The sequence below is a fragment of the Massilia sp. Se16.2.3 genome (genome assembly GCF_014171595.1).
Lineage (GTDB): Bacteria > Pseudomonadota > Gammaproteobacteria > Burkholderiales > Burkholderiaceae_D > Telluria.
In genome coordinates, this window is the sequence record NZ_CP050451.1 from 3,769,159 (window position 1) to 3,791,402 (window position 22,244).

The window sequence follows — 22,244 nt, forward strand, 5'->3', positions numbered from 1 at the left end:
CTCAGACGGCGAGCGTGGCGTTGTCGATCACGAAGCGGTACTTGACGTCGCCTTCGAGCATGCGCTCGTAGGCAGCGTTGATTTCGTCAGCCCGGATCATCTCGATGTCGGCGACGATGCCGTGCTCGGCGCAGAAGTCGAGCATTTCCTGGGTCTCGGGAATCCCGCCGATCATCGAGCCGGCCAGCGCGCGCCGCTTCATGATCAGGTTGAACACCTGCGGCGACGGGTGCGGCGTGGCCGGCGCGCCGACCAGTACCATGGTGCCGTCGCGCTTGAGCAGCGACAGGAATGCGTCGAGGTCGTGCGGCGCGGCCACCGTGTTGACGATCAGGTCCAGGCTCTTCGCGTGCTCGGCCATGGCGGCACGGTCGCGCGAGACCACCACCTCGTGCGCGCCCAGCGCCGTGGCTTCGGTGCGCTTCGATTCCGAGGTCGTGAATGCCACCACGTGCGCACCGAGGGCGCGCGCCAGCTTCAGGCCCATGTGACCGAGGCCGCCGATGCCGACCACGCCCACGCGCTTGCCGGGACCGGCCTTCCAGTGGCGCAGCGGCGACCAGGTCGTGATGCCGGCGCAGAGCAGCGGCAGCGGCGCGACGGCCGCAAGCTGGTCTTCGGCGTGCCGGATGCGCAGCACGAAATGCTCGTGCACGACCACCTGCTGCGAATAGCCGCCCAGGGTGTGGCCGGGTGCGTCGGCGGTGGGGCCATTGTAGGTACCGACCATGGTGTCGCAGTAGTTTTCGAGGCCGGCCTCGCAGTCGGCGCAGTGGCGGCAGCTGTCGACCATGCAGCCGACGCCGACCAGGTCGTCCACCCGGAAGCCGTGTATATGCTCGCCCACGGCGGAGACGCGCCCGACGATCTCGTGTCCGGGCACGCACGGGTACAGGGTGCCGGCCCACTCGCTGCGCACCGTGTGCAGGTCGGAGTGGCAGACGCCGCAGAAGGCGATGTCGATCTGCACGTCGTGCGCGCCGGGGGCGCGGCGCGTGATGTCGAGGGGTTCGAGCGATTTGTCGGCGGCGTGGGCGCCGTAGGCTTTGACGGTCATGGCATATCCTTTTCAATGGTGCATGGGCGCCGGCCGGATCAGGGCCGGTGCGCGAGACCACGAATGGTAATGCCAAATGCATAGGCCGAGCGCACGGGGATTTGTTTGACCTTATGAATGGAATTCATCAATTGCTGGGTCACCGTGGCAACGCGAAGGCCGGCTCGGCACCGATTGATGAAACGGGTTCATGACCCGCCAACGGAATCAGTGCGAGCAACCACTCGTGTAATACGTGACCATCTCGCCCAAGCGGGTATCGCTTGCGGGCGGTGAAAACGCCAGCAGCGCGGGATCCGGGATGGCCGCGCGCGGCGCGCCCGGCGCGCCGGCTGGTGGCGCTTCCGGATCGTCAGCGTCGTATGTTCGGCGCAGGCCTCACTGGTTTTCAACACGCGGCCGCAATCCCAACGGTGGAGATCGCGGCGGGCCCGCGCGCACGAAAAATGCAGGGCTTTGAGTTCGGCAAGCAGCGTCTGCAAGGGCGCATCGCGCGTCTTGAGGCCGTCCGCATAGGCTTTCCACTTTTCCTCGGAATGGAAGGGCTCGGCCTGGGTGCAGGCGGGAGGCGCCACCTTTTCCCAGGCACAGTCGGCCGATTCGCAATGGAAGACGCAGGCGGCCGACGCTGCCAGCGGCACGGAGGCGGCTAGCGCAAGGACCAGGCGGAGGGATGTGCGGCGTGTTTTCATCGAAGGCGACGCGCGTGACAGGACAGGCTGGCAAGCATACCTCAAGGGCCCACCAGCAGCTCCGGCCCGATCTCGCGCACCGACTTCACGCCGGTCAGCACCATGGCCGTCCTCAACTCATTTTCCAGGATCGCCAGCAGCTGTTCGACGCCGGACCTGGCCGCCGGTCGCCGGCGCATACACAAACGCGCGCCCGGCGCGGCGCCGCCATCGACGTAGTGGAACAGGAAAGGTGGCAGCCTGCGGCGGGCGGCTGCGCGGAAGTCGAGTGCGGAGGCAATGATCATGGGGTCGTCAGGATCGGACGTGGTCGCCTATTGCAAGCGGCGCCGTCGCGCCGGCCAGGTGGTGGCAAATTACCAACAAGCGTGAAAAATAGTTTGCGTAGCGTGCCGCTGCCGAAAAGGCTCTGCGCGGCCGACTTTCGCTTCGCCCGGCCTGGCCTGGCCCCGCGACGCTGGACAATCTCGCGCATTCTCACGCCACCATGCCGAAAAACCCGCGTGCCCGAGCGAATTTGGGCGGCATCCGTGAAATTGTCACGAAACGAGCGCCCTTTCCGCCTGCGCGGCAGGCGACGACAGCCCCGCTGCCCCATGCGCCCGACATTGCGTTTTCGCCAATTCTCCATTACAACTAGGAAACTTGCGTAGAGCGGCTGCCCATGAATAAGAGAAAAGTCGGTAAGGTCCTGATTGCCTGTGTGCTGAGCGTCGGCGCGTTCGTCACCTATCGCAGTTTCAGCTGGGATTATCTCGGGCGGGTCAACAGCCTCGAGCTCGATTTGTCGAAGCCCGACGCGCTGATCCTGACGCCCAGCCTGTCGACGCTGCCGCGCGACCTGCTCACCATCCCGCTCGCGCGCGACGTGCTGCGCGAGGACTTCGTCTTCTACTACGAACAAGGCGAAGACCGGCTCGGCCTGAAGGGCAGCCTGCGCCGCATCGCCTACGAACACGAGCTCAATTGGGGCGACGAACTGATTCGCATGGTGCTCGACCAGCCGGCGGAAGTGGCCCTCTGGCGCGACGCGGACGGCACCCTCAAGCATTACGCCATCGCTGTCACGCGCGGCAACCTGGCGCGCCTGCTGGAAGAAGCCGGCAAGGTGGCGCTGAAGGACACGCAGCTGCGCCGCGCCGGCGAACTGGCGGTCGGCGCCGACAAGGTGCCGGTGTACGCCCTCGACTACGGCAATCAACGCACCCTGCTGTTCGCGGCCAGGGGCGAGCGCATGGTGATCCTCTCGCATCCGGGCATGCTCTACGGCGTGCGCGCGGGGCCGCACTCGCCGCTCCCGGGGCCGCAGTCCAGCCGGATGGCGCGGCGGACGCCGGCCGGCAGCCGCCCGAGACCGCGCAACAGGACGCCGTCCCCGACCCGGGCGCGGCGGCCATCGTCGCCGGCCTGCTCGGTGCCGACCCCAGGGCGCACGGCGTGTTCCACGGCCAGTTCCAGGTCGCCGGCGGCATCCCCGCGGGCCACAGCGTGCTGGTCAAAAGCGATTTCCTCTCCTTCGGCTACCAGCCCTTCTTTGGCGCCCTGCAGGCGCTGCGCTTCGATTTCAGCCGCGGAGCCTGGCGTTCGCAGGTACTGATCGACGGCGCCCGCCTGCCCAAGGGCGGCTACGACAGCAGCGCCCTGTGGGCTGCCCTGCCCCACGATGCGAGTGCCTGCTTCAGCGTGCCGGCCGACTGGAAGTCGATGACGCCGGTGCTGGAGCACTTCGGCGAGGCCGAGGCGCTGCGCGGCTTGCCGGCGCAATTCGCGGGACCGGTGGCGGCCTGCTGGTACCCGTCCTCGCGCCTGTACACGCCGGTGTTCATTGCCCAGCGTACGCAGGCCGCTGCCGCTACCGGCCATGATTCCCCGGGCAAGCTGTTCGCGGCCGCCGTCGGCACCGATCCCGCTGGCGGTGCAGATGCCCGGCCAGCCACCCCGGGCGCTGGCAGCGCGAGGTGAACACCCGCGAAGGCAAGCTCGCGCCGACCCTGGCCGCCAGCGGCCGCACGGTCGTGTTCTCGGCCGACCCGGCCCTGGTCGAGCGCGTGCTGGCCGTGACGCGCAAGCAGGCGCCGGCCGTCTCCGACACGCTCCCCGCGCCTGGCCGCACGGTGGGCATCATCAGTCCCGCGCCGCTGGCCCAGCTGGCCATGAAGGAAGCCTTCGAGGCCCTGCCCGCGGCCAACGAGTCGGTACTGCGCGGTGCCGCCGACGCCCACCTGCTGCCGCGCCTGGCCGCACTCGGCAAGTATCCCGCCTACCGCATGGTGGTCAAGGACATCCCGGCCAGGGGCCTCGCCTGGACGCCGCTCGAGTGGCAACCGGTCCGATGACCCGGCGGCGGGCCATATTCCGGGTGGCGGCGCTCGCCGGCATGGCGCTGGGCGCTGGCCCGGTCATGGCCTTGAGCGCGCGCCGCTGCGCGCGGAGACCCGGCTCACGCCCGCGCAAAGCCGCGCCTTCCGCGGCTGGATGGTGCGCATCGTGCGCGACCAGGTGCAGCGAGGCCCCTCGCCACGCTGGCAGCACCGCGACTGCGCGGGCCTGGTGCGCTTTGCCGTCACCGAGGCCCTTAGCCCGCACGATGCACGCTGGATGCGCGCCAATGGCATGCGCCCCGACGCAGGCCTGCCGCCCGAACTCGACCTGGACGCTGGGCAGGCGCTGCTGCGCAACCGCTGGGTGCAGACCGGCGGCACCGTCGGCCATTTCGTCACGGCGCTGGCCCTGGTACAGCACAACAGCCGCCCCGTCGGACGCGACATCAACGACGCCCAGCCGGGCGACCTGCTTTTCTACGACCACGGCGACGCCCAGCACCTGATGGTGTGGATGGGCGCGAGCGTGGCCTATCACACCGGCACCACGACACCCGTCGACAACGGGCTGCGCGGGGTCGGGATCCGACAACTCATGAACTGGAAGGACACGCGGTGGCAGCCAGCGGTCGACAATCCGAATTTCGCCGGCGTGTACCGGCTCTCGTTTCTTTCGTGAAGCTGGCCCTGAGCGGCGTGCTGGCCCTGGCGCTGCTCGGCAGCGCCGTCAGCGCGGGCGAGCCCGGTAGCGAACCCGGTAGCGGGACCGGTCTTGCGCCAAGCAACTACACACTCTTCAAGGGCGAGCCCTTCTTCCTGCTCTCGGACGCCACCTATGGCAGCAAGGAAGTGGCGAAGGTGCGCCTGGAAGTGCCGGGCCGCGACAGCGCACGCGCCAGGCTGGAAGCCTATTCCGGCGTCGACGTCGTCGTCTACCGCGTGCCGCAGCCGATCGAGTTCCTGAAAAAACAGCGCAACCTGCACCGCATCGAGGTGGCCGGCAATTACCGCGGCGAGGGCCTGGCCAATACCCTGCGCTACCTGTGGGACAGCTGGTGGAAGCAGTCGCGCATGGTCTGGCGCAAGCTGTTCACGGCCGAGGCGCGCCGCGCCGTCACCAGCACGCAGCCGAAATTATCCACGGGCGAGGCAATCTTCCGCCCGACCGTATTTGCCCACCACCCGCAATACAAGCCGCTCGCCGGCTTCGAGATGGTCGACAGCTTTCGCTACCCGCTCTGGCAGGCCAGGCCGATCGAACCGCCCAAGGGCGTAAAGCTCGACGGCTCCAGCAGTGACTTCATTCCCTCGGGCGGCGCCGGCAACTTGATGATCCCCGTCGGCATGCGCAAACCCGGCCTGTACCTGGTCGAGGCAATGATCGGCGAACACCGTGCCACGACGCTCGTGTTCGTGTCCGACACCATGGCCGTCACCAAGGTATCGTCGAACCAGATGCTGGTGTGGGCCGCGCGGCGCGACAACGGCGCCGCCGTACCGGGTACCCATGTCGCCTGGAGCGACGGCACCGGCGTCCTGCAGTCGGGCACCACCGGCAAGGATGGCGTGGTCGCGCTGGAGCGCGGCAGCCCGGAACACACCTATGTGCTGGGCGAGGATGCCAGCGGCGGCGTGTTCGTCTCCGAGAACTTCTATTACGACAGCGAGATCTACAACACCAAGCTGTATGCCGTGACCGACCGCCCGCTGTACCGCCCGGGCGACGAAGTCAACGTCAAGTTCCTGGGACGCGAGTTCAAGTCGGCGTGCGTATCGAGCGCCGCGCAGGCCGGGCCGGTCGCCCTCACCGTGTTCGATCCGAACGGCACGCCCCTCCTCACGCAAACCCTGCAATTCTCGTCCGCCACCGGCACCGAGACGCGCTTCCGCCTGCCCGATAGCGCAAGCGCCGGCGGCTACGAACTGCGTTTCCGCTACGGCGACGATACCTATGGCGCCGCCTTCCGCGTCGCCGAATACGTGAAACCCCACTTCGAGATCGACGTGCGCCCGGCGAAGGCCGAGTTCAAGACGGGCGAAACCGTCTCAGGCAGCATCGCCCTGCGCTACCCCGACGGCAAGCCGGTGAAGAACGCCACCCTGAGCGTCAGCCTGCGCAGCCAGAAGAACACGATGGTCGAGGGCGAGCTGCGCTATAGCGGCATGTTCCCGGTCGAACTCAAGACCCAGGAGATGACCAGCGACGCCCGCGGCAACGTCAGCTTCACGCTGCCGGCGGCCAGCGACCCGTCGCGCTATATCCTGACCGTGCTGGCCACGGACGGCGCGGCCTACCGCGTGAAGACCACGCGCGAACTGCTGATCGAGCGCTCGGCAAGCAGCTACCAGCTCAAGGCACAACGCCAATTTTCCGACCCCGGCCAGCGCGTGCGCTTCGACCTGGTGCCCGATGTCCAGGCCCAGGGCAAGCCCGTGCGCCCGGTGCGCTGGGAGATGGTGCAGTTGGAGACCCAGGCGAAAACGGCCGGCGAGTTCAATCCGGCCGCAACAGGCTGGGACGTGGACTTCGCCCGCGCCGGCTCCTATCAACTCAGCCTGCGCGACGCGCAGGGCAACCTGCTGGCGGCCACCAGCCACTGGGTCAGCGGCGACGGCGTGCAAGCCACGCCGGGCAGCATCGAGATCGTGCTCGACAAGGCGGCCTACGCGCCGGGCGAGACGGCCGAAGCCCTGGTCACCTTCTCCGACAACGCCGACCAGGCCCTGTTCACGCTCGAGCGCGACAAGGTCGAGCAGCATGACCTGGCCGCCGGCGGCGCCGACTGGTTCCAGTCCCAACGCGTCGCCCCGCGCCAGTGGCGGGTACGCATTCCGGTGCGCGCCGACTATGGTCCCAACATGACGTTCTCGGTGGCCACCACGCGCGGCGGCGAATTCATGTTCGAAAACGCGGGACTGCAGGTGATCGAACCGCGCATCGCACTGCAGTTCAAGACCGACAAGGAGGTCTACCAGCCCGGCGAGACGGTCACCCTCGACGTCCTTTCCCAGGTCGACGGCAAGCCGGTATCGACCCTGGTGGCGCTCGGCGTGGTCGACGAGATGATCTATGTGCTGCAGCCGGAGATCGCGCCGGACATCGGCGACTTCTTCTATCATCCGCGCCGCAACAACGTGCGTACCACCGCCAGCCTCTCCTTCATCAGCTATGACATGGCCCAGGGCCGCGGCGGCGACGCGCCTGCGCGCCACAACTACAACGAGCGCGGCGTGAAGGTGCTGGAGCGGCCACGCCGCGACAATGTCGACACGGCCTTCTGGGCGCCCACGCTGCAGACCGATGCCAACGGCCACGCGCGCATCACTTTCACCATGCCCGACGCGCTGACGCGCTGGCGCATCACCGGGCGGGCGATGGATGCGCAGGGGCGCGTGGGCCAGCGTACCGGCTACCTGCGCTCGGACAAGGCGGTCTACACCAAGTGGACCTCGCCCGACTGGCTGCGCGCCGGCGACGCGCCGCGCGCGGCCGTCGCCGTGTTCAACCGAGGGACAGCAAGAGCGAGCGCTGGAAGTGAGCCTGGACACCGGCAGCGCGACCGGACGCATGACGACAAGCCTGGCAGCGAAGCCCGGCATCAACTACGTCGAATTTCCGCTGACCGGCGGCGCACGCGCCCTGCGCACGGAAGTGCGCGCCAACGGTAAACTCGTCGACGCGCTCGATGCCCCCCCTGCGGACGCTGCCGCTGGCCTGGAACAGCCAGCACACGCAGCTCGTGCCGATAACAAGCCTGGACACGCCGCTCAAGCTGCCGCCGGACGCGCGCAACCTGCGTGTCTCGTTCGCGCAAGGGGCCGCCAGCCACTTCACCCGCATTGCCGACGACCTGATCGACTACCCTTACGGCTGCGTCGAGCAGACCTCGAGCCGCCTGATTCCGCTGACGATGGCACTGCAGGGCATGCGGGGTGGCGCGCCTGAAGTGCGCGAGCGTTTGCTGGCCACGCTGCAGGCAGAACGCCTGCGCCTGGTGGCCATGGCCGGGCCGGACGCGGTGTTCGGCTGGTGGGGCAACGGCACCCGCGAGGGACCCCTTGATGACGGCCTATGCCTACTACGCCGACTGGCTGGCGGCGCGTTCGCTCGGCATCGAGATGCCGGCCGAGCACTGGAACAATGTGCTGGCGGTCTACGGCAAGCACGGCCTGAAGGCACCCCTGTTCGATCGCGCGCTGGTGCTGTGGCTGGCCCATGAGATGGGGCTGCCGACCCAGACCCTGGTGACCGGCCTGGTGGAAGACCACGGCGGCATGCGCCTGCGGGACGGGACGGCCCGAGGCGCATCGCTCGGCTCCCTCGTGCTCGACGCGCCGGCGGATGGCAATCGCGACGCGCTCGGCCTGGCCCTGCTGTCGATGCTGGCAAGGGACGAGGGCACGGCGCTGCCGCCGGCGCTCGAAGCCCAGGTCGACGTGGCCTGGAAGCGGGTCGCCGCCATGCCGGCACCCCTGGCACGCGCGCTGGCGCTGCTGGACGGTCGCCTGCCCGCCCTCCAGGCGGACGTGCTGCTGTCCTCGGTGCGCGCGGAGATGCCGACCATGGACCGCGCGCTGACCCTGGTCTGGGTGCAGAAGAAGCTGGGTGGCGCGCCCGTGCCGAAGGGACCTGTGCTCGTATTGGACGAGGCTTGGCAGCCCGTCAGCGGCGCGTCCACGCTGGCCAGTTGGCGCCCGCGCGCGGCCGGCGCCCTGCCGGAACGCCTGCGCCTGGCCCAGGCCGCGCCGGCCGGCACGGTGGCCGTGATCGAATACGAAAGCCGCGCGCCGCAGGTGCAATCGCTGGCGGTTGGCGTCAAGCGCCGCATCCTGCGCATGGTGCCGGCGAAGAACGGCTACCGCCTGCAGCCGCTCAAGGCCAGCGAGGTGCTGCGCACCGACCAGCTCTACATGGATGAAGTGACCCTGACCCCGACGGCCAAAGCCGGCCGCCCGCGCTTCGGCCTGGTCGAGGTGGCGCTGCCGCCGGGTGCGAACGTGGAGCCGACCACCGGGGTATCAAGCTGCTGGGCGGGAAGGAGCCGACCCCGCTCGAGCGCGCGCGCCATGTGTCCCGCCGCGACGGCTACGCGGTACCGATCGACGTGCTCGAGGGCGAAGTCAAGGTGCGCCACCTGCTGCGCTTTGCCCAGAAGGGGGCAGCTATGGCCTGCCGCCGGCCCGCTACTACCGCATGTACCAGCCCGACCAGGTGGCCTTCGAGGGCGCCGGCGGTCGCCGCGTGCTGCAGGTGAAGTGATGCGCACTGCCGCGCGAGGCTTCCTGGCGGCGCTCCTGGCGGCGCTGCTGCTGGCCGCCGGCCCCGCCATGGGCGCGGAGACGCTGGACGTCGCCTGGCTCCGGGACGGCAAGGTCCAGGCGATCGCGCTGGCCGAAGGCGGGGCCGCGCCTCTTGCGCGCGTGGACGCCAGCACGGCCGTGCCCCCGGGCAGCCTGTGGAAGCTCTTCGTCTATGTCTACGCCGCCGACACCGGGGTCGCGATGCCGGATTATGTGTGCAAGGGACGTCTGCCTGAAGAAGTCTATTGCTGCGAGCCCGGCGGCAGCATCGACCGCGACAGCGCCCTGGCCCAATCCTGCGGCCCCTTCTTCGCGCCCACGCGCCTGATGCTCGAACGCGCCGCATGGCAGCGCTACTGGGGCGCGCGCCTGAACGCCCCGCTGGCCGGCGAATTCGCCTGGCTGCGCGACCCGGCGGGCCTGGCGCCCGAGCGCAGCGCCAGCCTGGCCAGCCTGCTGCGCGCGCTCGCCAGCATGCCGCCAGCCGGCCGCGCCGACGCCGAGAATGCCCTGCTGCGCGTGGTGCTCGACGGCCGCGGCGCCGACAGCGTGCGCTGGTTCGGCAGCCGCCTGCGCGTGAAAACCTATTCCCCGGCACCAGCCCGGGCGGCCGCAGGAGCGACTCGGCGGCGGCGCCGGCTGGCTGGCCGACGGCACCCCGGTCTGGTTTGGCGGCGCCGGCACCAGCGCCGGCATCTTCCGCAAATGGGGCCGCCAGCTGGCCGCCAGCCTGCCGCCAGGCGCCCCCGCTGTCGATGCCGGCTGCGTGGTGGTCGACTTCTTCGCGCGCTATCCGGTGCGCAGCCTGGTGGGGCCACATGGCCCGGCGCTGCCCGGCCCGCTGCATGGCCGCCACGTCGTCTCCTTCGAGAACGGCCAGCAGCTGGCCTTTCGCGCCAACGGCTCGATGAGCATGCTGCGCGAGGGCGGGCGCATCCGCATCCAGGGCCGCTTCGGCACCAATGAATACGTGGCGCGCGTGCTCGAGCGCGAAGCGAACGCCCGCCCCCCGGAGGCCGCCAGGGGCCCTTGCGGTGGCCGCGCGCAGTTACCTCGAGCAGAACGGCCGCGCGGCGGCCTCCCTGCCAGCAGATCGCCGACAGCAGTGCCACCCAGCGCGTTGGCCCGAATCCCGCCGGCCCGGCAGCGCTGGCAATCGCCGCCTGGACCGACCGCCTGGTGGTCGAAAACGCCACCGTGCGCTATCACCGCGACACCCCCGGGGCCCGGTGTGCTGGCCTGGACCCATGCCGTGCGCCAGGCCGAGGCCGGACAAGGCTTCGACGCCATCCTGGCGCAGGCCTATCCGGGCGGCGTGCTCGGCATCGCCGGGGTCGGGGCGCGCTGCCGCCGCCTGTTCGAGAACGAAACCTGGCTCGCTACGGCCCTGCCGCGCTGGGAACGCATCTTGCTGACCCAGCCGGGCTACGAACGCCCGCCGCAACTGCCGCTGGTCTGCGCGCTCAATGGCGGCGCGCCCTACCCGAACAGTCGCGCAACCGGGTTTTCATGCGTCCCCTGGCCACGCGCGAAGACCGCATCACGCTGGCCCACGAATACCTGCACATCGCCCTGCGGCGCCATCCGCGCGGGCAGGACGAAACCTATGTCGAGGGGCCTGGCACGGCGCCTCCTCGACGCCAACCTCGGGAGCTTCTGAGATGCCGCGCCTACCCATCCTGCTCGCGCTGGCCGCCGCCTGCGCCTGCCCCCCGCTGCCGGCGCAAACGACGCTGGAGACGCCCGTCGGCGGCTGGAAGCGCGCCGGCCTGGTCGACAGGTCCGACGAGCTGGCCGTGAATTACCCGTACAACCTGATCGACCGCGGTGCCCAGAAGGGCCGCACCATGATCCGCGGGCGCCTGCAGGCGGCCGGCCACAAGCGCCCCTTCCACAAGCTCGTCGTCAACGGCAACCCGACGCCGCTCTACCTCGATGAGGAAGGCCGCTTCGCGCGCGGCTACTCCTTCGGCAGCGGTTCGAACAGCGTCGAGATCCGCAGCCCCGACGGCAAGCCCGTGAAACGCGTGCAGTTCTACGAGGCCGACCGCAGCCGGCCGCAGCCTACCCTCCGCATACTCGGCGCCTGGGACGACAACCAGGCGGAGATCGACCTGCACATCGTCACGCCCGATGGCCAGCACGCCTACTGGGCCCATCCCTTCCTGACCAATGGCGGCGGGCTCGATGCCGACAGCGTCGACGGGCCGGGGCCCGAGATGTTCACGATGACGACGCCGCTACGCGGGCTCTACCAGGTCTGGATCAACTACTGGGGCAATTTCGGCGACAGCGGCTACCATTTCGACGAAAGCACGCGCCAGCGGCCCATCATCACCAGCCGGGTCACCCTGGTCTTCAACGAAAACACGGCGCGCGAGCGGCGCGAAGACCTGGTGATCCCCCTTCGCAGCATCGGCGAGCTCACCCTCGTCAAATCTTTCGTGTACTAGGATGAAGAATCGATTCTGGATGGTGCTGTGCCTTGCCGCGGCCAGCGCGGGTGCGCAGGTCACGCTGGATGCGCCGCGCGGAGGCTGGCGCAATTCACAGGGTGCGCGCGAGGAGTACAGCCAATCCGTCAACTATCCTGCCGCCTCTGTCGGCATGCAGCCGGAACCAGGGCGAGACGGCGCAAATCCGCGGCCGCATCGCCGGCGCGCCCAAGCGCAAGCCGGCGACGCTGGTCGTGAACGGTGTCGCCATGCCGATCGAGGTGCAGGAAGACGGCAGCTTCGCCCGTCCCTACAGCTTCGGCAGCGGGTCGAACGGCGTCGAGCTACGCTCACCCGGCGGCGGCTCCCGCGCCCGCACCCAGTTCTACGACGGCTACAGCGGCAAGACCCAGTCACGCCTGCGCGTGGTGCTGTCCTGGGATACGCCAGGCACCGACCTCGACATGCACGTGGTCGGTCCCGATGGCGCCCACGCCTGGTACGGCAGCCGCGTCATGCCCAATGGCGGCGCGCTCGACGTCGACGTCACCACCGGCTATGGTCCCGAGATCTTCGCCAGCGCGGCGCCGCTCGCGGGCGCCTACCAGGTCTGGGTGAATTACTTCGGCGGTGGAGGCGCGGTTGACGATAAAAGTGCCGCATTGACGGTCGCCCGGGTGACGATCATCAGCAACGAGAACACGCCCCGGGAAAAGCAGCAGACCTTCCAGGTGCCGATGCGAGCGCCCGGCGAACTGACGCTGGTAAAATCCTTCGTCTTTCCCTGAGCCCCAAGACTCGCATGAACCGCGACAGGAGAACCCTGATGACCCAAGCCGCCGCCGGGATGCTGCTGGCCGCGGGCGCGCCCGGCGCCTCCGCCGCCATCCTGCCCGCATTCGGCCCGGCGCCGGAGACGATTTCCCTCTGGCCCGAGGGCGTGCCCGGTGCGAAGCCAGGCCTCGGTCCGATGCGCGTCGAGGACGGCCGCACCAGCAATGTCAGCGAACCGGTGCTGACTGTCTTCGCTCCCTCGCCCGATCGCGCCAACGGCACCGCCGTCGTCATCTGCCCGGGCGGCGGCTATGTGCGCCTGTCCACGGTGCGCGAGGGCGAACAGTACGCGCGCTGGCTGGGCAGCCTGGGCGTCACCAGCTTCGTGCTCACCTCGCGCCTGGCCGAATTCGGCCATCCGGCGCCGCTGCGCGACGTCCTGCGCGCCGTGCGCCTGGTCCGCGCGGGCGCGAGCCGCCACGGCGTGCGCCCGGACCGTATCGGCGTCATGGGCAGTTCGGCCGGCGGCCACCTGGCTGCCTGCGCCGGCACCCTGTTCGAGCATCCGCTCGGGCGCACAGGCGCCGAGCTGGACGGCGTCAGCGCCCGCCCCGACTTCATGCTGCTGATGTACCCCGTGATCGCGATGGACGGAGCGGCGGCGCACGCCGGTTCGCGCAAGGCCCTGCTGGGCGCCGCGCCAAACCGCCGCCGACATCGCCCTGATGTCGCTCGAGCGCCAGGTCACGCGCGCCACGCCGCCGACCCTGCTGATCCACACCCAGGCCGACGAATCGGTGCCGGTCGAGAACAGCATCCTGTTCTACCAGGCCCCGGTACGCGCCAAGGTGCCGGCGGAGATGTACCTGTTCGAGCACGGGGAGCACGGCATGGCGATGCGTCCCGGCCTGGGCACGGCATCGACCTGGCCGCGCCGCGCCGAGGAATGGCTGCACGGCCGCGGGCTGCTCGATCCGGCATGAACCTGCCGCGAGGCGGTCTGTCCGCCCTTGTCCCTCAACTCCAACCCTGATCCCGATGCGTTCCCTTCTCCTTTCCACCGCCCTGATACTGCCCGCGCTCGCCTCGGCAGAGGTTCCCTATTTTCCCAGGTTCGCGCGCCAGGCTTTGGATGCCGAAGTGCTGTCGTGGGAGCTGTGCCCGAAACCCGAATACCCGCGCAGCTCGGCGCGTAACGAGGAGGAAGGCAGCGTCACTCTGCATTTCACGGTGGGTGCGGACGGACGCCTGCTTGCGACGCGCGTCGCGAGCAGCTCCGGCTATCGCGCCCTCGACGCCGCCGCCTATTCGGCGCTGTCGCAATGCCGCTTCCGCCCCGCCAGTATCGACGGCGATCCGGTGCAGATGACGATGTACGTCCAGTACATCTGGAGCCTCGAATGAAGCGCGCCCTCCTTTCCCTGCTGGTGGCGGGCGCCTGCGCGCACGTGCAGGCCGCTTCCGTAAGCTGCGGCCCGTCGCGGCACGCCGACCCTGCTGCGCTCACGCGCGCCGATGCGGCCCTGGAAAGGCCAGGGCCAACCCGGGCGCGCAGGAGCTGCTGCTGGCCGAGGCGCTGGCCGACTCCGCCGGCGCCCTCGCCCGGCACACGGGCAATGCCGCCGCGACGCCGAAGGACCGGCCAGGCGCGCTCGACCTGCTCGGGCGTGCGCGTACGATCTGGGCCGCGGCGCAACCGAACGCAGAACTTGCCAGCCGCCTGTGGCAGCGCGGGCGGCGCGACTTGCTGGCCCACCACTGCCCACTGGCGCTGGGCGAACTGGAAAGCGCGCTGGGCGCGGCCGACAAGGCGGGCGACACCAGACTGGCGGAGTCGATCCTGCGCGACCTGGCCCGGTGGCCGGGGCGATGCGCGACGATGCCGTGCTCAAGCCCATTGCACCGCGCCTGTCTGCCCTGCTCGAAGCGGACAGCGCGCCGCTGGCGCAGGACCGGCTCGATGGCTACCTGGCTGCCGCGGGCTACTACTACCGGGCGCAGGACAATACCCGCGCCGAGACGCTCCTCAAGCGCCTCCGTGAGCAGGCACGGACGGCCAACCCGCAGGATGGCGCCCTGCTGCGCCGCCTCGACTTCGAGCTGGCCAGCGTCCTGTATGCGCAACTGCGCTACAAGGAAGCGCAAGCCTTGAGCGCGCCCCCCTGCAGCGACCGCCTGTGGAAGCGCCGACACCCTACCTGATGCACAAGCAGCTCGAACAGGACATGGCCGCGCGCGTGCGCGCCGGCGACCTGGCCGGGGCCGCGACACTTGGCCGGGAAGCGCTGGCGCGCTATACCGCCGAGCGTGCACGCGCCGACGCCAGCATGACCGCGGCGGCGGCCAGCCAGGAGGCCGCGCTCGCGCAAGGCCGCCAGATCGATGCCGCGGCCGCAGCGGCAAAGCTCGCCCGGAGCAAGGCCGACGTGTCCTCGCTGCGTACGATGGCCGCCGATATCCAGAGCGACCTGGGCGAAATACTGCATGCGCAGGGGCAACTGGACGCGGCACTGCCCTTGTACGAGACGGCACTGCGCGGCTATCCGGCTCCCGAAATGGTGCACGTCTACAAGGTCAACCGCATACTGGCCGCCATGGGAGCACTGTACCGTACGCGAGGCGACACCCCCGCGCGCGCTGGCGCTGCAGCAGCAGGTGCATGCCGCACTGCTGCCGCGCCTCGGCAAGGACCACCCCGACGTCATCGCCGCCGAAGACGAAATGGCGGCGCTACACCGGCGCTGAAGGATTATGCCGCCGCCGCGCCGCTGGCTGCGCGCCAGCGCGAACGCGCCGAGCGCAGCCAGGCGCCGCCGGCGAGGCTCGCGCCGATCCCGGAAGCGCAGGCCGACATCGCCACGGGCCAGGGCGACCGCGCCGGCGCGCTCGCTTCGCTGGAGCACGCGGTAGCGGTGTGGGCGTCCGCGGGCGAAGCCGGTGCCGCGCCAAAGCGCAAGGCGCAAGCGCGCGTGGACGCGCTGGCCAAGGGCATGGGTGCGGCGCCCGCGCGCCAGGCGAAGCGGGCGAAATAGCGTAGCACAGGCAGGGCCGTCGCCTGACGCGGCAAGCCCTGCGCCGGCGCGGGCGCGTCCCTAGCGCCGGTCGCGGCTAAAACCGTCCGCGCTCCAGCCTTCGCTACCCACCCCGTGGTGGACATGGAAGAGCCGCCCCGGATCGAGCGCGTCTTTCACCCGCAGGAGCCGGGCATAATGGCTGCCCCAGTAGGCATCCTGCCAGCGTTCCCGGAAATAATCGCTTTCCGAAACATAGGCGCCCGCGTTCGGCGCAGCTTTCAGCAGCGCGTCCATCGCGCCTCGGATCTTGGCCGCCGCGCCCCGTGCGCGCGCTCCTCGTCGCGCGGCTTCTCGAGCAGGCCCGGATAGGCCGGACCGCTGCCGCCGGCAATGATCGCCAGCGCGAAGGCATCGAGCACGGCCGGGTTCATCGATGTATTCCCGGTCGCGGCCAGCGCCTCCCGGGCACCGCCGGCCAGGCCCTTGTTGAAATGCAGTTCGAAATCCCACTGGGCGGCCGCTGCGCACAGTGCCTCGACCAGCAGCGCCTGGCCCTCGGCGTGGAGCAGCTTCGCCGGCAGCCAGGCCGACTGGTAGCCGTGGATGAACCAGCCGGCTTGCTCGCCGTCGCCGGTCCAGAAGAAGCGGTCGGGCGAGGCCTGGGCGCCGCCGTCCATCGTCATGATGCCGGGAGCGTGCTGGGCGAAGAAGCGCGGGTTCCAGAATTCGCGCGCCGGTACGGCCATCACGGTCGGCTCTTTGACACTGTATTCCTTGCGCTCGCGCACCCAGGCGAAGAATGGCGCCCACACTGCCTGGGCCTGGGCGCGGTCCAGCCCCTGGAACACCATCGACAGTTTCAGCCGCTTGCCCTCGCGCAGCGAGACCGTCTCGCCCCAGTGTTCATTGAACAGGCTGGTGGCATAGAAGTCGACGAAGCGCGCCACCAGGGCGCGCCAAGCCTCGGGCGTGGCGGCCGTGATCTCGCCGAACACCGCACCGAAGAACGCCGGCAGCGGATGGGTTCTCAAGGTCAGGCGCGTGACCACGCCGAAGCTGCCGCCACCGCCGCCCTTCAGGGCCCAGAACAGGTCGGGATTGGTGACCGCATTGGCGATGCGGACCTCGCCGTCGGCGGTGACGACTTCCGCCTCGATCAGGTTGGCCGCCGCCGTGCCGAAGCGCTTCGAGAAGCTGCCGAAGCCGCCGCCCTGCACCAGCCCGGCGACGCCGACGGTGGTGCAGCCGCCGCCCTGCACGTAGCGCCCGCCACGGGTGGTGACCGCGGAATACGCATCGGCCCACATGGCGCCGGCGCCCACGCTCACCGCCGCCTGGGCCGACTCAGGTGGGCAGCCCTGGCCGACAAAGGCTTCGTGCATGCCGACCGCGTTCATCTTGCGCGTCCACACAAGCAGCGAATCCGGCGCATTCGAGGCGCCGTGGTAGCTGTGGCCGCCGCCCTTGACCACCAGGCGCAGCTTGTGGCGCCGTGCGAACTTGACGGCGGCGGCAACGTCGCGTGCATCCTGCGCAGCCACTGCGTAGCTGCTCGGGCGCGATTCCCACGCGTCCTGCCAGCCGCTGGTCTGGGTCAGCGCCGCATGGTCGCCGATATAGAAGGGGTTCCTGATACCGGCCAGGGCTTCCCTTGCGGACGGCGTCGCTCTGCCCGCGAGCGAAGGGCGAAACCGGGCTCGACAGGCGGCCCCCGACCTCGTCGCGCAGCGCTTGCCATTCGCGCGCGCCCGGCCATCCCGCCCTGCCCGGCCGCGCGCGCATATGCGGCAACGGCGCCGGCTTGCCCTGTGCCAGCGCCCTGGCCGGCAGGGCGCCTGGCAGGAGTGCGACCGAACCCATCATCCCCAGAACTTCCCGTCGTTTCATTGTCCCCCCTTGTGAACGGCAGCTTCGTATAGTTTCCCAAGAGCATATCGTAATGACAAGAAGCGAGCGAGCTTTTTGCGGGCCGCCCGGCACGGTGGAATCTGCCAGAATGCAGTCTGCAGCTTTCTTCGCCATTCGCCCACATCATGAACACCGAGCTCAACCGCGATTCGATCGCCACCCTGGTCCACGACTTCTATGCCGACATCCGCCGCGACAGCACGCTCGGTCCCGTGTTCGACGCCGCCATCGGCGCCGACTGGGAGCCTCACCTGGCGCGCATGGTCGACTTCTGGTCGTCCGTGATGCTGTCGAGCGGCGAATTCAAGGGCAATGTGTACGGCAAGCACATGGCGCTGCAGGGCATCGCGCCCGAGCATTTCCGGCGCTGGCTGGGCCTGTTCGAGTCCCATGTGCACCGGCTGTTCGCGCCCGAAGTGGCGGAAGGCTTCGGCGGCGGCGGCGCGGCGCATCGCCGCCAGCCTGCAGTATGGGTTTTTCGGCCGCGTCGAAGTCGCCTAGCCTGCCTCGCGGACGCGCTCTTCGCGATGCGGAAATGCGCGCACGTCGCGCAGGACTTCGCGCGCGGCGTTGTGGCCCGGCGCCCCGGTGACCCCGCCGCCCGGATGGGTACCGGCGCCGCAGGTATACAGGCCCTTGACCGGACCGCGGTAGTCGGCATGGCCCAGCATCGGCCGCGCCGCGAACAATTGGTCGAGCCCGAGCGCGCCGTGGAAGATGTCGCCGCCGACCAGGCCGAAGCTGCGTTCCAGGTCCAATGGGCTCATGATCTGGCGGCCCAGCACCGAACGCTTGAAATTCGGCGCGTAGCGGTCGACGGTGGCGATCATCAAATCCGCGACCTCGTCGCGATGGGCGTCCCAGCTGGCGCCATCGGGCAGCTGGGGCGCGACATGCTGGCAGAACAGGCTGGCCACGTGCTGGCCGGGCGGCGCCAGCGTCGGGTCCAGCGTCGACGGGATCAGGAGTTCGACGATCGGCTCGCGCGACCACCCCTGCGTGCGCGCATCCATCCAGGCGCGTTCCATGTAGGCCAGGCTGGGAGCGATGATGATGCCGCTGCCGTGGTGTTCGGCCGCCTCGCGCCCGGGCAGGCAGCGAAAGTCCGGCAGTTCCGACAGCGCCACGTTCATGCGGAAGGTCCCTGAACCACAGCGCCAGCCGCGCATGCGCCGCAGGAAGTCCTCGGGCAGCGCGACCGCATCCACCAGGGAGGTATAGAGCAGGCGCGGGTTCAGGTTCGAGACGACCACGCGCGCGTCCAGCCGCTCGCCCTTCGCGGTGACGACGCCGCTGGCCCGGCCGCCACCCACCAGCACTTCGGCCACCGGGCTGGCGGTCCGGATCTCCACGCCGAGTGCGCCCACGGCTTTCGCCATGGCCTGGGTGATCGCACCCATGCCGCCGATCGCATGGCCCCAGGTCCCCTTCTTGCCGTTGACTTCGCCGAACACGTGGTGCAACAGCACATAGGCCGAGCCGGGCGCATACGGGCTGGCATAGTTGCCCACCACGCTGTCGAAGCCGTAGGCGGCCTTGATCGGCGCACTCTCGAACCAGCCGTCGAGGTAGTCGCCGGCCGACTTCGTGAACAGGTCGAGCAGTTCGCGCTGGCTGGTCAAAGGCAGCCTGGCCATGCGCTTGCCCAGCTTGCCCGCCTTGAGCAGCTCGGGCAGCACCGCCAGCCATCCCCCGTCGACGCGGTTCGGCGGTGTTTGCAGCACCAGTTCGCGCAGCAGGTCGGCGGCGCCATCGAGCTGGGCGTGGAAGGCATCGAGCCGGTCGGCATCGCGCTGGGAGAACCTGGCGACTTCGGCATGCGTGCGGCCGGCGCCGATCTTCAGGTAGCGGCCGTCCTCGAAAGGCAGGAAGTTCGACAGCGGCCGCTCGACCACGCGCAGGCCGTGGCCCGCCAGGTTCATGTCCTGGATTACCTTCGGATTCAGCAGCGACACGGTGTAGGCCGCGACGGAATTACGAAAGCCCGGGTGGAACTCCTCGGTGACGGCCGCCCCGCCGACGACCTCGCGCGCTTCGAGTACGGTGACCTTCAGGCCGGCCCGTGCCAGGTAAAAGGCGCATACCAGGCCATTGTGGCCCGCCCCGATGATGACTGCGTCGCGCATCTGAATCCTCCCCGAGTAGGCGCCCATTGTGGCCCAGAATGGGGCATGGCGCACCTCCCAGAATGATGGGTTCCCGGAGCGCGTGACTACACTCCCATCGCTGCGTTGCGGCGGCTCGCCGTACACGCGTACTGTCTTCGCCGCTGCGCCTTGCCCTGGAAGTGTTGTCACACGCTCCGATTACTCCAGGGCGCGCTGGCGCGATTCCACGTCGACGCAGGCGATCGCCACGGCGCCCAGTACCAGGAAGGCGGCCAGCATCAGCAGCGACAGCGTGAAGCGGGTCGCCATCACCGGCGCCACGATGGCCGGCGCGAACAGGCCGCCGAAGCGTGCCACTGCCCCGGCCAGGCCCATGCCGCTGGCGCGCAGGTCGGTCGGATAGACCTCGGGCGTGAAGGCATACAGCGCACCCCAGGTGCCCAGCAGCGCAAAGCTCATCAGGAGCGTCGAGCCGACCACCACGGCGGTGGCGTCGCCAAGGCTGTAGAACAGGCAGCCCAGGGCGCTGAGCAGCAGGAAGCCGATCAGCGTCGGCCGGCGTCCCCAGCGCTCGACCCCATAGGCCGACAGCGCAAAGCCCGGCAGCTGCACCAGGGCCAGCAGGATCAGGAATTCCTGGCCGCGCATGAAACCGAAACCCTGGGACGCGAGCTTCACGGGCAGGTAGACGAAGACGCCATAATAGGCGATCGAGATCAGCGCCCAGGCCGCGAACAGGGCCAGGCTGCGGCGGCGCAGGCCGCCGGCAAAGAGCGCCCCCAGGCCATGTTTCGGCGCGGTGTCAAGCTGCAGCGCCGGGATGGCGACCGTGCGGCGGTTCACGGCGGCGACCCTGGCCAGCACCGCGCGCGCCTCCTCCAGCCTGCCGCTGCGGTGCAGGTACATGGGCGACTCCGGCACGAAGGGGCGCAGCACCACGCCGACCAGCGCCGGCAGGCCGGTCACGAAAAAGATCACGCGCCAGGCGTCATCCCCCCCACCGCAGCGCCGCCAGTGCCAGCACGGCCAGCGCGATGGTGCCGACCGCCCAGAAGGACTCGAGCAGCACCAGCCAGCGCCCGCGCCGGTCGCTCGGCAGGAACTCGGCCATCATCGTGTAGTCGACCGGCAGCGTGCCGCCAACGCCGATGCCGGTGGCAAAGCGCAGCGCCAGCAGCCGGGAGAAGTCGGGCGCGAAGCTCGATGCGACCCGCAGCAGGCGTCGAGCACGACGGTGGCGATGAGCACGGGCCGGCGCCCGATGCGGTCGGCCAGGCGCCCGAAGCCGAAGGCGCCGACCAGCATGCCGACGAAAAACAGGGTCCCCGTTTCGAGCGCCTGCGGGGTGGACAGGCCGAAGCTGCGCGCGATCGAGGGCGCGCTGAAACCGATCGACAGCACCTGCATGGCGTCGGCCATCCAGACCAGGCCGAAAATCAGGAAAAGACGGTACTGGAAGCGGCCGACCCCGGCCGCCTGCAAGCCCTGCTCCACTGTCGCTGTCCCATGCGCCATCGTGCTCCCCTTTGAAGAAACGGCTGCCTCGCCCTTGCGCTTGCGGCCGGGCGCAAGGCAGCACAGCCAGTCTGCAGAAGAAAACCGGCGCGCACTGTGCATTGGAAGACATAACCGGGAGAAACCATGCGTCGCCGCCCGGTTCCCACGCCGTTTTCATTACCCAAGAAACAACAATCTGGGCGTTTTGGACATAAATGCTGAGTAGCGCTTTGGGTTTGCGCCGAAACTTGCCAGAATAGCGACGCTTCGACGCGCGGCACCAGGTCCGCGCCGGGAAGACGACTTTCGTACCAGCCGCCCGCACAGGGCACCAATCACAAGGAATGATCTTGGCCTCGATGATGTTCTATAGCAGCCCCGTCGCCCTCAATCGCGAGGCGCACCGCAACCTCAAGCTCGACACCGCGTCGACCGATTTCGCCTACGCCGCCGGCACCAACTCGATGCTGCTCGCCGCCAGCGAGATCGCCGATGCCGCCCGCGACTATCCGGTCGTCTTCATCGGCGGCGAAGGCCAGCCGTACACCGTGGCCGCCATCATGGGCATGCGCGACGGCGAAAACCTGTTCGTCGACGCCGACGGCAACTGGGAGAGCGGCACCTACCTGCCCGCTTTCGCCCGCCGTTACCCCTTCGTGCTGGCCGAAGGCGGCGCCCAGGGTGGCGAGCTGACCGTCTGCTTCGACGAGGCATCGCCGCGCATGACCAGCGAATCGGGCACGCCCCTGTTTGACGAACAGGGCGGCCCGTCCCAGCTGCTGCAGGACGCCATCGCCTTCCTGGAGCTGTTCCACACCCAGATGCAGCAGACGGCGCAGATGGCGCAGCGCATCGCCGAGGCCGGCCTCCTGGTGCCGCGTACGATGGAAATGGTGCGCGGCGAGCAGCGCTACGCGCTCAATGGCGTCCACGTCGTCGACCGCGACAAGCTGATGGCGCTGGACGACGCGACGGTGCTGGAACTGCACCGCTCGGGCGCCCTGTACGCCATCCACGCGCACCTGATGTCGCTGTCCCGGGGCGAGCGCCCGGGCACTGCGCCTGGACGCGCGCCTGGCCGAGCAGAAGGCCGCGCAAGACCAGGCCGGCTAAGGGGGCTGCGCACTGCCCCTGCGC

General features: G+C 69.5%; 17 protein-coding genes and 6 pseudogenes. 15 read left to right on the forward strand and 8 right to left on the reverse strand.

The window, feature by feature from the left end; genetic code table 11:
• Position 1 precedes the first annotated feature (1 nt).
• From G4G31_RS17215 to G4G31_RS27895, 3 genes are all read right to left on the reverse strand, one after another.
• Positions 2-1,057, reverse strand: coding sequence for an NAD(P)-dependent alcohol dehydrogenase (locus G4G31_RS17215; RefSeq protein WP_182988681.1), 1,056 nt, complete (start codon positions 1,055-1,057; stop codon positions 2-4).
• A gap of 188 nt (positions 1,058-1,245) precedes the next feature.
• Positions 1,246-1,749 (reverse strand): hypothetical protein, encoded by a 504-nt coding sequence (locus tag G4G31_RS17220; RefSeq protein ID WP_182988682.1) that lies wholly within the window; start codon positions 1,747-1,749, stop codon positions 1,246-1,248.
• A gap of 41 nt (positions 1,750-1,790) precedes the next feature.
• Positions 1,791-2,036, reverse strand: coding sequence for an alpha-hydroxy-acid oxidizing protein (locus tag G4G31_RS27895; protein ID WP_182988683.1), 246 nt, complete (start codon positions 2,034-2,036; stop codon positions 1,791-1,793).
• Between the two features lie 377 nt (positions 2,037-2,413).
• Between G4G31_RS27895 and G4G31_RS27670 the strand changes: the two are divergent.
• From G4G31_RS27670 to G4G31_RS17290, 14 genes and pseudogenes are all read left to right on the forward strand, one after another.
• Positions 2,414-2,965, forward strand: a pseudogene (locus tag G4G31_RS27670) (DUF2138 family protein); the annotation flags it as partial.
• Positions 2,966-3,156: 191 nt separating this feature from the next.
• Positions 3,157-4,085: pseudogene (locus G4G31_RS29305) on the forward strand (DUF2138 family protein).
• A gap of 139 nt (positions 4,086-4,224) precedes the next feature.
• On the forward strand, positions 4,225-4,749 hold the full coding sequence (locus tag G4G31_RS17245) for a DUF1175 family protein (RefSeq protein WP_182988687.1): 525 nt from the start codon (positions 4,225-4,227) through the stop codon (positions 4,747-4,749).
• A complete protein-coding gene (locus G4G31_RS17250; RefSeq protein ID WP_182988688.1) occupies positions 4,746-7,739 on the forward strand; it encodes an MG2 domain-containing protein in 2,994 nt (997 codons plus the stop codon). The genes G4G31_RS17245 and G4G31_RS17250 overlap by 4 nt, the downstream gene beginning before the upstream one ends.
• Before the next feature lie 17 nt (positions 7,740-7,756).
• Positions 7,757-8,290, forward strand: coding sequence for a hypothetical protein (locus tag G4G31_RS26550; protein WP_229425064.1), 534 nt, complete (start codon positions 7,757-7,759; stop codon positions 8,288-8,290).
• A gap of 1,282 nt (positions 8,291-9,572) precedes the next feature.
• The gene (locus tag G4G31_RS26555) at positions 9,573-10,337 is read left to right on the forward strand and encodes a DUF2300 domain-containing protein (protein WP_229425623.1); all 765 of its coding nucleotides are present in this window, start codon (positions 9,573-9,575) and stop codon (positions 10,335-10,337) included.
• A 265-nt stretch (positions 10,338-10,602) separates the two neighbouring features.
• A complete protein-coding gene (locus G4G31_RS17260) occupies positions 10,603-11,031 on the forward strand; it encodes a DUF2300 domain-containing protein (protein WP_182988690.1) in 429 nt (142 codons plus the stop codon).
• A gap of 1 nt (position 11,032) precedes the next feature.
• Positions 11,033-11,824, forward strand: coding sequence for a YfaP family protein (locus G4G31_RS17265; protein ID WP_182988691.1), 792 nt, complete (start codon positions 11,033-11,035; stop codon positions 11,822-11,824).
• A gap of 1 nt (position 11,825) precedes the next feature.
• Positions 11,826-12,594, forward strand: a pseudogene (locus tag G4G31_RS17270) (YfaP family protein).
• Positions 12,595-12,776: 182 nt separating this feature from the next.
• A pseudogene (locus G4G31_RS26560) lies at positions 12,777-13,169 on the forward strand (alpha/beta hydrolase); the annotation flags it as partial.
• 136 nt (positions 13,170-13,305) lie between these two features.
• The gene (locus G4G31_RS26565; RefSeq protein ID WP_229425624.1) at positions 13,306-13,563 is read left to right on the forward strand and encodes an alpha/beta hydrolase; all 258 of its coding nucleotides are present in this window, start codon (positions 13,306-13,308) and stop codon (positions 13,561-13,563) included.
• A 55-nt stretch (positions 13,564-13,618) separates the two neighbouring features.
• Positions 13,619-13,984 carry an energy transducer TonB gene (locus tag G4G31_RS17280; RefSeq protein ID WP_182988692.1) on the forward strand — a complete coding sequence of 122 codons (366 nt, stop codon included), beginning with the start codon at positions 13,619-13,621 and terminating at the stop codon, positions 13,982-13,984.
• 465 nt (positions 13,985-14,449) lie between these two features.
• On the forward strand, positions 14,450-14,782 hold the full coding sequence (locus G4G31_RS17285) for a hypothetical protein (RefSeq protein ID WP_210283914.1): 333 nt from the start codon (positions 14,450-14,452) through the stop codon (positions 14,780-14,782).
• Positions 14,782-15,612: a tetratricopeptide repeat protein gene (locus tag G4G31_RS17290; RefSeq protein ID WP_182988694.1), complete on the forward strand. Its 831-nt coding sequence runs from the start codon at positions 14,782-14,784 to the stop codon at positions 15,610-15,612. Before G4G31_RS17285 ends, G4G31_RS17290 begins: the two co-directional genes overlap by 1 nt.
• A 60-nt stretch (positions 15,613-15,672) precedes the next feature.
• Here the strand turns inward: G4G31_RS17290 and G4G31_RS26570 are convergent, their stop codons facing one another.
• The 5 genes and pseudogenes from G4G31_RS26570 to G4G31_RS17310 all read right to left on the reverse strand — a co-directional run bounded on the left by G4G31_RS26570 (position 15,673) and on the right by G4G31_RS17310 (position 21,125).
• Positions 15,673-15,888, reverse strand: a complete 216-nt coding sequence (locus G4G31_RS26570; protein WP_229425065.1) for a BBE domain-containing protein — start codon at positions 15,886-15,888, stop codon at positions 15,673-15,675.
• A complete protein-coding gene (locus G4G31_RS17295) occupies positions 15,873-17,135 on the reverse strand; it encodes an FAD-binding oxidoreductase (RefSeq protein WP_229425066.1) in 1,263 nt (420 codons plus the stop codon). The genes G4G31_RS26570 and G4G31_RS17295 overlap by 16 nt, the downstream gene beginning before the upstream one ends.
• 342 nt (positions 17,136-17,477) lie before the next feature.
• Positions 17,478-17,954, reverse strand: coding sequence for a hypothetical protein (locus G4G31_RS17300; RefSeq protein ID WP_182988695.1), 477 nt, complete (start codon positions 17,952-17,954; stop codon positions 17,478-17,480).
• A 45-nt stretch (positions 17,955-17,999) separates the two neighbouring features.
• A complete protein-coding gene (locus G4G31_RS17305; RefSeq protein WP_182988696.1) occupies positions 18,000-19,628 on the reverse strand; it encodes an NAD(P)/FAD-dependent oxidoreductase in 1,629 nt (542 codons plus the stop codon).
• A gap of 180 nt (positions 19,629-19,808) precedes the next feature.
• Positions 19,809-21,125, reverse strand: a pseudogene (locus G4G31_RS17310) (MFS transporter).
• A gap of 344 nt (positions 21,126-21,469) precedes the next feature.
• Here G4G31_RS17310 and G4G31_RS29310 point away from each other — a divergent pair.
• Positions 21,470-22,087, forward strand: a pseudogene (locus G4G31_RS29310) (SapC family protein); the annotation flags it as partial.
• Positions 22,088-22,244 lie beyond the last annotated feature (157 nt).